The sequence below is a fragment of the Paenibacillus sp. SZ31 genome (assembly GCF_012912005.1).
Classification (GTDB): Bacteria; Bacillota; Bacilli; order Paenibacillales; family Paenibacillaceae; genus Paenibacillus.
Map to the genome: position 1 here is coordinate 166,857 of NZ_JABBEA010000004.1, position 13,650 is coordinate 180,506.

Below are 13,650 nucleotides of genomic sequence, written 5' to 3' on the forward strand. Positions count from 1 at the left end.
AACTACCAGATGGACAGTAGCCATTTGCGAGGTTTCCAGCGTTCTGTGACCAGGTTCGAATTCGATAGAATGTGGGATGCATTCTCTGCCAGCTTTTTGACGGCTTCAGGTCCGAATCGACGCTCGATGACCCGCTCTCCTTCACTTATGGCAAACGTCCTTTTGCACGTATCATGTGCATCTGATGAAATGAAATGAAACCCGTTTTCTTTGCAAAAATGAAAACACCACTGCCGAACTTTTCGACCGAAAAGCCCTGTGAAAGATTGAGCCGTGAGCTGACATAATCCACCTTGACTCAAATAATCAGCCAACAGCTTTGGCTTCTTCAAAATGACACGATTGCGTTCCGGATGAGCAATAATAGGGGTAATTCCCGCTATTCGTAATTCATGCAGTATCCTGGGGAACTGTGAGGGAATATGACCAAAGGGCAGTTCCAGCAACATGTAACGGCTTCCGGCGAGTGTGCAGCACTTTCCTGCATATAAGTCTCCAATCAGGTTGTCATGCACCCTGATCTCCTGTCCGGGACAGATCTCCAGGCGAATATTACGTTTGCGAAGTTCTGCGTGAAGCAGGTTCACGGCCTGATTGACCACCATCGGTTCATTGTTGTATTGCCCGTTCAGGTGATGCGGAGTAGCAATAATGGAGGTAATTCCTGAGGCTGCCGCCTTCTCAGCCATCGCAACGGACTGCTCCATTCGAACAGGACCATCATCCAGACCGGATAATATGTGGCAGTGCATTTCAACCATATCCAAACTTCCTGAAATAGTATGATCCCCCTCGCCCTTTTATTCATTGCGCAAATGCTTTTGGTGTTAAAGAACTAATGCATAACGCTATGAAATATAGTAAAATGGCGTTAAGTACATGTTTTATTCAGAAAATGTTAAGATTCGACTTGGAATTATATGGTGAAATTAATGTAATGATAGGGTTTTTGCAGAGCCCTTTGCTCTGTCGCCTTTTCATACTGAAAACGGGAAACCGTTGGAAACTGAACTTCAGTAATCATTGCGTTTAACTGTCCAGTTATATATAGTTTCTGTTCGTGCTGAATATGCAAGTTTGAATGATACATTGTGAGCTCTCCAAAGGGCTGTTTCCATTGCAACCTTGCGTGAAGTCTTACACATACATGATGATCTTCAACATCCAAACCAATGAGCATTTCTGATGATACTGGCAAGTTCAGGTCGCTCAGGAAGGTAATCGCTTGCGTGTCCATTCCAAGTAACAGAACGGGACGTCTTTTGCGGTCTACCATTTTCCCATGAAACTCCTGAATGTACATATGGACATTTAATTTCATATCAGCCCATTCTTGAATTATTGAATTCATGGTTTCATTCCTTTAGAATGGATTAGCCTACATGGACTGCCTCTACTTCCTTCTCACAGGTATATGGTTGAGGCAACAAGGAGATACTTAAAATATTCCAAATGATACATTTTGTAACTCCATACGTCCAATTTACGATACAATACGTATCATGTCAAGCGGTATTTGGACATGGTTCTTTTGATTTACGACAATTTGAGATGTCCTTAGACAGACCTATTTACAAATGGAAATGGGTTAAAGGAAACACATGAGGAGTTACTCTTTTGCAGGAAAGCTGCCCTGATCAAAAACTTGGCTCAGGATTGTTTCAATATATATTTGATGTCGTTCAGGGGGAAATAGCTTATGAGCTACGGAAATCGCATTGCTGAATTAAGGGAACAGCGGGGACTTACTCAAGAAGAACTTGCGAGCTCCATTCATATTACAAGAGCTGCTCTCTCCCACTACGAGAAGAACCGACGTAAACCGGATTTCGAAGTGTTAACGAGACTTGCCGATATCTTTGACGTGTCCATTGATTATCTCATTGGACGTACGAAGCAAAGTGATGTCGAGATGGATGAAGACGTTCGTGAATTCGTTGACACTCTGGAGTTATCGGACAAGGAAGTGCTGGAGCGCTTCGATCTGATGATTGATGGTAAGTCCTTAACGGAAGAAGAGGCACGTCGTTTTATTGCTTTTGTCCGAATGGAACGCAGCATGGACTAAACCCGAAAAGAGGACCCAGTTCCCGAGAGATGCACTCTCCGGCTGCTGGGCTTTTTTTGTGTCTTGAATTCCCTCCATTCCATGGTTGTCTATTGTGTCAAGGACGCTTGTTGTTGACGGAGGATACGAATTGGTTCCAACGCTCCGGGTCGATTCCGCATTGCAGTAACACCTTCATGATGTCCATCTGGGTTGCTTCGACTTGTTTACCTGTCGGCTTACGATCGCCCCTGTTTGGATGCTTCATATTCATTCCGCTAACCTCTCTTATCTTTATACTTTCCCTGCACTCCAAAACTAGCCTTATTATACTTGAGAAACTTCCTCAATGTTGTCGTCTCATGGCGATAACGTTTTTTGAACGGGTTCTAATTTTGTCGAAAGCCAAATAGGAGCAATATGGCGCCAAAATGGCAACCATATTGCTCCTATTATTCTTAATACAACCTGTTCATGCACTTACACTTGAACAAGGCAGTTATTAGCCTCCAGCACGTGCAAGTTCACGCATGTTCGCTTCAAATGCTGCGAGCAATGCTGCTTCTCCAGTCAAACCAGTCGCCTGAATCCGTTCAATCTGCTCTGTCATGCGTTTGAAGTCCTTCGGAATAACCCGAACAAACTGATTCACCGCATCTTGCCAGTTATCCAGAATGCGCTGACCCGCAGCACTTCCCGTGTTGGCAACGTGACGTTGAATCATGCCTCGAAGATCTGCACTTTCAGCCACATCTTCGATACGCTCCAAAAGAACCATTTCCAGATTACAACGTTTCAGGAATGTGCCTTCCGGATCATACACGTAGGCAATACCTCCGGACATCCCTGCTGCAAAGTTACGACCTGTATCGCCGAGTACAACGACACGTCCACCCGTCATATACTCACAACCATGGTCGCCGACACCTTCAACGACGACTTTGGCGCCCGAGTTACGTACAGCAAATCGCTCACCCGCAATACCACGGATATACGCTTCACCACTTGTTGCGCCGTAGAGAGCCGTGTTACCGATGATGATGTTATCTTCCGCCTCGAATGTTGCTTTCGGAGAAGGCATCACGATCAGTTTACCACCGGACAGTCCTTTACCCACGTAGTCATTGGAGTCCCCTTCAACAGTCAAGGTCATACCTTTAGGTACAAAGGCCCCAAAGCTTTGTCCAGCAGAGCCAACAAATTTGAATTTAACCGTATCTTCAGGCAATCCTGCGAGTCCATATTTGCGTGTGATCTCACTACCCAAAATGGTACCTACTGCACGGTTAACGTTCGTAATTGGAAGTACCGCTTCAACCGGTTGACCGGATTCAATCGCAGAGTGTGCAAGTGGCAGCAATTGCTGCATATCCAGCGTTTCTTCCAATTGGTGGTTCTGATGCTGTGTGCGGTAACGTGTAGAGCCTTCCGGCATTTCAGGCACGTGCAGCAATACAGACAGATCCACACCTTTTTTCTTCCAGTGATCTACGGCTTCTACCGTTTCGAGGCAATCTGTACGTCCGACCATTTCCTGAATGGTACGGAAACCAAGATCAGCCATAATCTCACGCATATCTTCTGCAACAAATCGCATGAAGTTAACCACATGAGCTGGATCACCCATATAATTTTTACGCAACTCTGGATTCTGTGTCGCTACACCAACTGGGCAGGTATCCATTTGACAGACACGCATCATGATACAACCAAGTGCAACGAGTGGTGCTGTAGAGAAACCATACTCTTCGGCTCCAAGCAAGGCTGCAATCGCAAGGTCACGTCCGTTCAACATTTTGCCGTCTGTTTCGAGGACGACGCGGTCACGCAGGTTGTTCAGCATCAACGTTTGATGCGTCTCTGCAAGACCCAGTTCCCAAGGCATACCTGCGTGGCGAATCGAACCTTGCGGTGATGCACCTGTACCACCGTCATAACCGCTGACGAGGATAATATCGGCACGGCCTTTGGCTACACCAGCTGCGATGGTACCTACGCCCACTTCCGATACGAGCTTCACGTTGATCTCAGCACGCGGATTGGCATTTTTCAAGTCATAGATCAGCTCCGCCAAATCCTCAATCGAGTAGATATCGTGATGCGGTGGTGGTGAGATCAGACCTACGCCTGGTGTTGATCCACGAACTTCAGCAACCCAAGGATACACTTTACGTCCTGGCAGCTGTCCGCCTTCACCCGGTTTTGCTCCCTGTGCCATTTTGATCTGAATCTCGTCGGCATTAACCAAATAGTTGGATGTAACACCGAAACGTCCGGATGCTACCTGTTTGATCGCACTGCGACGGGAATCCCCGTTACTATCTTTAATGAAGCGAGCCGGATCTTCTCCACCTTCACCGGTATTCGATTTACCACCAACACGGTTCATAGCAATGGCAAGATCTTCATGTGCTTCTTTACTGATCGAACCGAAGGACATCGCACCCGTTTTGAAACGACGCATGATATCTTCTACTGATTCAACTTCTTCGAGTGGAATGGAAGCTCCAACCGGTTTCAGCTTCAGCATGGAGCGAATAGTCAACAGTTGATCATTCTCACCTTGCACGAGCTTGGAATATTTTTTATACAGCTTGTAATCACCAGTACGTACTGCGTGTTGCAGGGTATGAATGGTTTGCGGATTGAACAGATGCTCTTCTCCGTCGTTACGCCATTGATAATCGCCACCGGAATCCAATACTTTATCGTTACCGTCTTTTTCCGTAAAGGCACGGTTATGATGTGTCAACGCTTCGGCTGCCACTTCTTCCAACCCAATTCCGCCGATGCGGGAAGGTGTCCAGGTAAAGTAACGGTCAACGAAGTCCGATTTCAGACCCACTGCTTCGAAGATTTGAGCTCCACGATACGATTGAATCGTAGAAATCCCCATTTTGGACAACACTTTAGTAACGCCTTTGGTAGCTGCTTTAATGTAGTTTTTCACTGCTTTCTCATGCGAGATACCACGCAGCAACCCTTGCTGAATCATGTCATCCAACGTTTCAAAGGCCAGATAAGGGTTCACCGCACTTACACCGTAACCCAGCAGCAATGCGTAGTGGTGAATATCACGCGGCTCTGCGGATTCGAGCATAATGCTGACTTTTGTTCTGGTTCCCTGACGAATCAGATGGTGATGCAGACCTGCTACAGCAAGCAATGCAGGAATGGCAGCATTCTCAGCGTCCACACCACGGTCAGACAGGATCAGAATGTTATGACCTTTGTCGATGACACGGTCTGCAGCTTCGAAGAGAAGTTCCATCGCTTTGCGAAGTCCTTCTGCTCCTTCCGCAGCGGTGAAGAAGATCGGAATCGTCATGGAGCGGAAGCCTGGGCGACGCACATGGCGAATCTTCGCAAAGTCTTCATTGGACAATACCGGTGTATCCAGACGAATCTGGCGACAGCTCTCCGGTTCAGGGTTCAGCAAGTTACGCTCAGGACCAATGGTTGTTGCCGTAGACGTTACAATCTCTTCACGGATTGCATCGATTGGCGGGTTGGTTACCTGCGCGAACATCTGTTTAAAGTAGTTGTACAGACGCTGTGGACGATCCGAAAGGACAGCCAGCGGTGCATCATAACCCATCGAACCTGTAGCTTCCATACCTGTTGTTGCCATAGGCTCCAGGATTTTACGAAGCTCTTCAAATGTATAACCATATGCCAGCTGAAGCTGGGTCACGTTATCATGTTTTGGATCAGGAAGTTCCGGTGCTTCCGGCAACTCGCTCAGATCCATCAAATGCTCATCAAGCCAATCCTGATACGGATTCTCGGCTGCAATGATTGCTTTTACTTCCTCATCCGCAATGATGCGGCCTTGTTGTGTATCCACGAGCAACATCCGACCTGGACGCAGACGGTCTTTGTACAGGATCTCTTCCGGTGCGATATCCAATACCCCAACTTCAGAGGACAAGATAATACGGTCATCCTTGGTTACATAATAACGCGCTGGACGCAAGCCATTACGGTCGAGTGTTGCACCAATCTGCAAACCATCTGTAAAGGCCATTGCTGCCGGCCCATCCCAAGGCTCCATCATCGTACTGTGATACTCATAAAATGCCTTTTTGGCAGGGTCCATGCCCTCATCTGTGCTCCAAGGTTCAGGAACCATCATCATCGCCACGTGTGGCAGGGAACGACCGCTCAGATACAGGAACTCCAGCGTGTTATCGAACATGGCTGTATCCGAACCGTCCGGATTGATGACCGGTTTTACTTTTGCGATGTCGTTACCGAACAACTCGCTCTCGAACAAGGACTGCCTAGCATGCATCCAGTTCACGTTACCACGCATCGTGTTGATCTCACCGTTGTGGATCATGAAACGATACGGGTGGGCACGTTCCCAGCTTGGGAAGGTGTTGGTACTGAAACGGGAATGCACAAGTCCAATGGCCGATTCCACGAGTTCTTCCTGTAGATCCAGATAGAACCCGCCAACTTGTTCAGTTGTCAGCATGCCTTTATATACAATTTTGCGACAAGACATGCTCGGAAGGTAGAATGAACCACCTTCTGCTTCATCTGCCGAATAACGAATAGCCAGCTCAGCGCGTCTGCGAATAACATACAACTTACGCTCGAATCCAAGCTCATCCTTCACATCTGCGGATCTTCCAATGAACACCTGACGTACATAAGGTTTCGCTGCAAGTGCAGAACGGCCCAGCATTTCATCAAAAGTAGGAACATCCCGGAAACCCAGGAACGTCTGTCCTTCTTCTTCAATAATCTTCTTGAGGCTCTCTTCATGCGCACTGCGAATGGCAGGGTCCTGGGAAAGGAACAACATCCCTACGCCATAGAATCCCTGTTCAGGCAATACAAAACCAAGGCGTTCCGCTTCCTGTGCAAAAAAACGATGTGGAATCTGAATCAGGATACCTGCTCCGTCACCGGAATTCGGTTCACTTCCCTGTCCTCCACGGTGCTCCATGTTACTAAGCATAGTCAGTGCCTGACTAACGATATCGTGTGAAGGTACTCCTTTGATGTTGGCAACAAAACCCATTCCGCATGCGTCTTTTTCGAACTGCGGGTCATACAGACCCTGTTTTGGAGGTAATCCGATGTGTCTCATGGAACGCAACCTTTCTATAATGAAGTATTTCGGAAAGATCAAGAACATAGGCAACAGGCAACAATGAAACGGGAGGAGCTGGCCTTTCGCTTGCGATAGAGCCTGCTAGATAGAAGAGGCGACAGCATGAGACTGTCAAAAGTATGTGCCTGCTATTGGGCAGAAGCCATTAAATGAGATGAGCTGATCCGGACGATCCGGCAAACAGCATGTATAAATCAACACGCAGCCGCTGGCACGGCTACTGATAAGGAGCGACGTTTTTTGATATAGTTCTATTATTTTAACACCGACCTAACATCAGCGCAATTTAAACTTTTTAATACCTCTGATAAGAAATGTTTTGCAGTACAGCTTTACTGTAATGACGTTTAAATTCATCTCTTTTTCGAATAATTATACACTTTTTAAGCCAGAGTACAACTGAATTAAATTGCTGACAGAAGAAAATCGTTCCATATGCAGCCTGTGTTTATCCATTATTCCACCAAATTGTCACCGCTTGATCCAGCGAATCTTTGCTTCTCTATGCATTTGTATACAAAATAGCCTGCAACCCCATTTTGGGGTTGCAGGCTATTTGCACTATTTGACTACTATATTGCATAATTTCGCTACATGAAAATAAAGTTTTTTTTCGTAAATCTCACGCTGCTGAAGATCAGGTTGGACTTATGCTGTCACAACTTGACCAGAATCAGCCCGTTCGACTTCTTTTTTCGGACGTCTGCCGTTCCAGAGGAAGTAGGCCAGCGTCAACACGATGGATACACCAGCATAGATACTAAGAATTCCTGCCTGATGCCACATCACATCCAGATTGCCACTCGATACAACAGCCTTGAAGCCCATAATGCTGTGTGTCATTGGCAACCAAGGGCTAAATGCCTGAAGCCATGATGGAATCAGTTCTACAGGGAAAGTACCCGCGCTAGCCGCAAGCTGGAAGACCAGCAGCAGAATGACAACATAACGTCCAGGCAGATCCAGCCAAGTTACAAGTGCCTGAACAATAAACATGAAGGTCAGCCCCGTAATAATGGTGAACAGATAGAACAACCCGACGCTGTGCGTCTCCAGTCCAAGACCGTATAACATGAAGCTGGCCACGATAACCGATTGGAAAATGCTCACGGAGCCAAATACCAGTGTCCGGCTAACAAAACGATTCCAGCCTGTTGCACCAGGTACGGACGTTTCCCGCATTTTCAATACTATTGTCGAAATTAACGATCCCACGAACAGACCGATGGACAGGAAGAATGGTGTCAATCCTGTACCATAATTGCTCACGTTCTCTGCTGTGTTCTCCGAAGAGTTGACAGGTTCAGCAAACATGTTCACCAAATCATCCGTTTTCTTAACTTCGGATGTTTTCTGTGCGGCATCATTCAACTTGGTGGCCAGTTCACTAGAACCATCTTTTAGTTCAGTAAGGCCGTCAGCCAGTTTGCCTGCGCCATCACCCAGTTGCTTGGAACCATCGGTTAGTGAACTAACTCCACCACTGAGTTTACCTACACCCGTTTGCAAAGCTGTTGTACCTGTACCCAGCTGCTTGGCACCATCTGCAAGCAATGTACCGCCACTTGCAGCATCGCCCAGTTTGCCGCTAAACTGCTTCAGGCCATCAGAGAGCTTCGCGCCTCCTTGACTAAGCTGTCCGGCACCAGCCAGTAATTGCTTCTGACCATCCAGCAGCTGGTTCGCACCAGCTAGAAGTTGCTCCTGACCTCCATGAAGCTCGGCTGCACCCGCAGCCAGTTGCTGGTTACCCTGATGCAACTGATCTGCACCCTGTGCCAGCTTTCGCTCGCTCTCATGCAATTGTGCACTGCCATCAGCAACAGCTTCACTTGCCGCAAGCAGTTTCTGTACATCCGCATTTTCAGCCAGTTCCGGGTTCGATGCAGCGAGCTGTTTCAATCCGGCTGCTACGCCCTGTGCGCCATCAGCAACCTTGGAGCTGCCATCTACAGCCGATTGCAGGCCTGTTGCCAGTGTACCGCTGCCCTGAACGGCCGTTTGCAGCCCTTCCGACAGCTTGGCACTGCCCTGTTCGGACGATTGCAAGCCAACTTGCAGCTTACCTGTGCCGTCCAGTGAGGACTGCAGTCCGGTTTCCAGCTTGGCACTGCCATCCGTCAACTGATCAGCTCCGCTCTGAAGCTGGCTCGAAGCGACTGCCTGAAGCTGTTGCAAACCGGAGACGAGGTTCGATGTTCCACTCTCAAGCTTGGTCGCCCCCGTATGCAATGCATTAACGCCATCACTTAATGGAGAAAGTCCTTCCTGAAGTTCAAGCGTTCCAGATGCGAGCTTCGCCAAGTTATCCTTCAGCTTCACTGCACCATCATCCAGTTTGCCTGCACCCGTATTCAGTTCCCCTGCTCCGTCGCCTGCCTCCGCTAAACCATCGGATACCTCGGAGAACTTATCGAGCAATGTCTCTGCATAGGATTCCGTAACTTTGGCCGAGACCTTCGCTTTCAGGTCTTTAATGGCAGTCTTACCGATCTGTGCACCCACAAAGCTATAATTGCCATTGGGTTCATAGATCAGCTCAGCCGGCTCTGGCTTGTCATCGAGCAACGTTGTTGCCTGGGATGAGAAGTTCTCCGGAATTGTAATTTGCATATAATACTTGTCATTACTCATGCCTTCTTTAGCTTGACTGGCACTGACAAAATCCCATTTGAAATCGGCATTTTTCTTCAGCTCATCCACCAGATCACTACCTACATGGAGGGATTTGCCCTCCAGCTCGGCACCTTTATCCAGATTGACAACGGCAACCGGCATCTCATCCACATGACCATACGGATCCCAATAGGCTGCCAGATAGATGCCACTATACAGGATCGGTATAAACATAATTGCAATAACAGGGATCAACACCTTCGGGTTTCTCACGGCCGATCCCACATCCTTGAAAAACACGGATAAAGATTTCATGTCATTTTCTCCCCTTAATCTCTCTGCTCTGTGAGCAGGAATAACCATAATGAAATACAATGTCACATTCCAGAAAATATACTGAAACACGAACTGACCACTTTCCTCAAACGGTCAATTTAGAGCAAAAAAACAACCTGTCTTCCGACAAGCCTCCCTGCTTGATACGCGTGAAAATCCTTATATTATAGTAGATTAAATTCAGATTACGTTACAGCAGCAATTCCTTCCATTAAGAAAAGGCGAAAGTAAGTCTTGATTTCCTCTTTGCTCAGCGGTTGATGTTGCTTGCTCCAGTCTGAGGTGAGTGCAATGTACAGGCGAATCATCATAAATGCGACGACTTGCGGATCACAATCTCGAATCTCTCCATTGTCTTTTGCTTTCTCAAGTTCCTTAGCCAGAAAGTCGGAGATTACTTTCTCCACCTTGTCCAATCCTTCCTTGGCCTGGAGTGTACCAAAGTCCTTCAGTTCCTGAGATAACTTAACGAGCAGATCGTGATCCCGACGAAACTCCAACAAGGCATCCAGTACTCGAAACAAATTATCGAAAAATGCACTTTCCTGATGTACTTCACGATGCGCGATGTTCTTCATTTCCTGAATCACTTCTACCAAGATCTGATCAAACAATTGTTCTTTATTCGTGAAAAACGTATAGATCGTTCCTTTGCCAACGTTCGCAATCTTGGCGACCTGATCCATCGTGGTTGCTTTGTATCCAAACATGGCAAACGACTGGGCTGCTGCATGAATAACCTGCTGTCTCCTGTCAATCGGAGCCATCGTATCCCTCCTTTATGCTGATTCATTGTTTAAACGTTCCATATAAATGACCAAAAATACAATTCAGTCATTCGGTCAAAAACTACAATACCATCTTCGAAAACAGATTGCAACCCTAACAATTAAAAAATTGTGTTAATATTTTTTAACCTAAATGCAGTGGAAACTCCTTCTGTCGTCGTCTATAGTGTAAGATGACTCAGATAATACGTGTATATAATGAAGTTTAGGTTGTCTCATTGTAAGATATAAGGTGTAAATATTCATAGAAGAAACATGATTTTGCCCTTCAATGTATATTTATGTAGTAACGCATTCCATAGCTAGAATAAACAATGAATATCTTCATTTCGAATTAAAACTTATGAATAAAGGTGAACTCATGCGAAAACCAAGAGTGCTCTTATTATCGGAAGGTTTCGGTACCGGTCACACTCAGGCCGCTCATGCGCTGGCACATGGCATCAAAAAAGTCAGTCCACATGTTCACAGTCGTGTCATTGAACTAGGCAAATTTTTAAATCCGACAGTGGCTCCGCTAATCTTTTCTGCATATCGAAAGACACTATCGGTTCAACCCAAACTGGTCAGCCTGTTGTATCGCACACAGTATAACAAATCATTAAACGGCTTTACCAAGCTGGCGTTGCACCGGATTTTCTATACACAAACGGCACAAGTCGTATCCCAGCTGAAACCGGATGCGGTGATCTGTACTCATCCTTTTCCAAATGCAGTGATCTCCCGGCTTAAACGGCAGGGTCTGAATATCCCGCTCTATACCGTCGTGACGGATTATGATGTGCATGGAACATGGATTAACCCCGAAGTGAACAAATATCTGGTCTCTACCCCTCAGGTCAAAGCATTGCTTGAGATCCGGGGTGTCGATCCCTCCCATATTCAGATCACAGGAATCCCTGTGCATCCAGACTTCTGGGAAGCTGGCGACAAGGTGAAGCTACGAGAAGAGATGGGGCTTCAGAACATGCCTACCGCGCTGCTCATGGGTGGTGGCTGGGGACTTTCCTTTGATGAGGATCATATGAAAGCTCTCACGTCCTGGGCAGATCGTGTTCAATTGGTATTCTGTCTTGGAAGCAACGAGAAAATGATCGCGAAAATGAAGGAAATGCCTTGCTTCCAGCACCCTAATATTCGCATTCTGGGATATACGCGGGAAGTAAGCAAACTGATGGATGTATCCGATGTGCTGATCACGAAGCCAGGTGGCATGACATGCACTGAGGCACTAGCCAAGGGTCTACCGATGCTGTTCATCCCTCCGCTGGCGGGTCAAGAGGAAGAGAACTGTGAATACTTTGTACAAGCCGGATACGGCCAGGTCATTCACTCTGCCGACGTAATCACCAATCGTTTCAGACAATTATGTGAGCAGGCATCCTCTCAAGCTGAAAGCCCGCTGAACGTAGCGCACAATTCAGGTAACCGTTCGGCCTACGATCCAACGTGTTGTGCACAAGCTGTTCATGACTTATTATTCCCAACAACATCCGAAGTCACAACAACGCCCGTAGAGCGCTTCACAGCCGGAATTGCTGCCACATCCTTGTCAGGTACCAGAATGCCATTCTGATGCCTCTATGGACCTATAGAATAGCTCTCACGAGGTGTTATAGGGGACAAGACAAATACTCCCTATATACAAAGAAGGTTCCCTTCCGTAATTTTGGAAGGGAACCTTCTTTTATTTTCACTGGATCCACCGTATGATTTGGCAGAAAAAAGGGTAATTTAGAGTATAACGATATTTGAAAATAACGAAATAAAACTACGATTCAGGCTTTTTCAAGGTCCGTGTGATACACACACAGTTGACTACCCTGCCTGTTTGCAGAATTTACGGGTCGATTACTTGTAAAAAGTATGATGACCGATCGTTTTTACTTTTTTCTTCGAGCGAGCAACTGTCAGATCGTCGGCAAGCGTCAATGACAAGAAATAGTACGTATCATCGGCAACTTCCTTCTTCCCATTCAGCGCAGCATTTACTGCTTTGATACTGTCCTCGTTGGGAACCACACGTTTCAACCGTCCGTTCGCTACAGGACTGAACTGGGATTTCTGATGGATCACCTTGTAAATGGTATCGGGAAAATTGGCTGACCGCAGCCGGTTTAAGACAACATTGGCAACTGCCACTTTGCCTTCGTACGGTTCACCTTCTGCCTCTGCCATGACGATTTTTTGCAGCAGATGCAGTTCTTTATCGGACACACTGTATGACCAGGTTGCAAGTTTCGAGTCTTCCTGGTTCAAAAGTTCGGTCCGCGTAAAGTATAGTTTTTGGGGGGGAGTTGTTACAGCAGCTACCGCTTTGGCTCGTTCCACTTTGGCCAATTTCAGTGCAGCTTCTTTTTTAGCTTTGGCCGCAGCTACTGCTCTAGCTTTGTTCTTGACCTTGGCTTCTTGCAGTTCCTGCTCTTCTTGAGCAGTCGTTAGCCAGTTCTTGGCTGGCAGAGTTTCAGTCCACGCTACGGTTTGGGTAGACAGATTAGAGGACAGACTTGTCCCATCTTCCATCATGCGCCTCTCTTCTTGCGTAGATGTTTGGTTATTTTGCACAGAAGCCGCAAGTTCGGTCATCTGTTTACTATCACTAGCTTCATTCCACTTCCCCGTCGCCTGAACGACATTTACCCCCACTATACATACAAGCAGCACTGATAACATCGGTGCTACCCAACGATTCTTGCTTATAATGTTCATTCGAAGATTCCTCCTGTCGAAACAATTCC

The 13,650-nt window shown here is 46.8% G+C and carries 9 protein-coding genes; 2 read left to right on the forward strand and 7 right to left on the reverse strand.

All coding sequences use genetic code 11. The features are described from left to right. Nucleotides 1-2: 2 nt before the first annotated feature. Together HF638_RS10675 and HF638_RS10680 are read right to left on the reverse strand one after the other, a co-directional pair. A complete protein-coding gene (locus tag HF638_RS10675) occupies nucleotides 3-761 on the reverse strand; it encodes a tyrosine-protein phosphatase (RefSeq protein WP_169480190.1) in 759 nt (252 codons plus the stop codon). A 155-nt stretch (nucleotides 762-916) separates the two neighbouring features. Further along, entirely contained in the window at nucleotides 917-1,351 is a 435-nt protein-coding gene (locus tag HF638_RS10680; protein WP_169480191.1) for a hypothetical protein, read from the reverse strand. Nucleotides 1,352-1,699: 348 nt separating this feature from the next. Here HF638_RS10680 and HF638_RS10685 point away from each other — a divergent pair, with 348 nt between their 5' ends. Continuing rightward, nucleotides 1,700-2,068, forward strand: coding sequence for a helix-turn-helix domain-containing protein (locus tag HF638_RS10685; protein ID WP_169480192.1), 369 nt, complete (start codon nucleotides 1,700-1,702; stop codon nucleotides 2,066-2,068). A 97-nt stretch (nucleotides 2,069-2,165) separates the two neighbouring features. Here HF638_RS10685 and HF638_RS10690 read toward each other — a convergent pair whose 3' ends face one another. The 4 genes from HF638_RS10690 to HF638_RS10705 all read right to left on the reverse strand — a co-directional run bounded on the left by HF638_RS10690 (nucleotide 2,166) and on the right by HF638_RS10705 (nucleotide 10,891). Next, nucleotides 2,166-2,321: a hypothetical protein gene (locus tag HF638_RS10690; protein WP_167350832.1), complete on the reverse strand. Its 156-nt coding sequence runs from the start codon at nucleotides 2,319-2,321 to the stop codon at nucleotides 2,166-2,168. 228 nt (nucleotides 2,322-2,549) lie between these two features. Further along, on the reverse strand, nucleotides 2,550-7,148 hold the full coding sequence (gene gltB / locus HF638_RS10695; protein WP_169480193.1) for a glutamate synthase large subunit: 4,599 nt from the start codon (nucleotides 7,146-7,148) through the stop codon (nucleotides 2,550-2,552). A 672-nt stretch (nucleotides 7,149-7,820) separates the two neighbouring features. Beyond that, nucleotides 7,821-10,103 carry a YhgE/Pip family protein gene (locus HF638_RS10700; protein ID WP_169480194.1) on the reverse strand — a complete coding sequence of 761 codons (2,283 nt, stop codon included), beginning with the start codon at nucleotides 10,101-10,103 and terminating at the stop codon, nucleotides 7,821-7,823. 206 nt (nucleotides 10,104-10,309) lie between these two features. Next, nucleotides 10,310-10,891, reverse strand: a complete 582-nt coding sequence (locus tag HF638_RS10705) for a TetR/AcrR family transcriptional regulator (protein WP_036611349.1) — start codon at nucleotides 10,889-10,891, stop codon at nucleotides 10,310-10,312. A 382-nt stretch (nucleotides 10,892-11,273) separates the two neighbouring features. Between HF638_RS10705 and HF638_RS10710 the strand changes: the two genes are divergently transcribed. Continuing rightward, complete coding sequence (locus tag HF638_RS10710) at nucleotides 11,274-12,488, forward strand: MGDG synthase family glycosyltransferase (protein ID WP_169480195.1); 1,215 nt, start codon at nucleotides 11,274-11,276, stop codon at nucleotides 12,486-12,488. Between the two features lie 275 nt (nucleotides 12,489-12,763). Here HF638_RS10710 and HF638_RS10715 read toward each other — a convergent pair whose 3' ends face one another. Continuing rightward, a complete protein-coding gene (locus HF638_RS10715) occupies nucleotides 12,764-13,621 on the reverse strand; it encodes a cell wall hydrolase (RefSeq protein ID WP_169480196.1) in 858 nt (285 codons plus the stop codon). Between the last annotated feature and the right edge of the window lie 29 nt (nucleotides 13,622-13,650).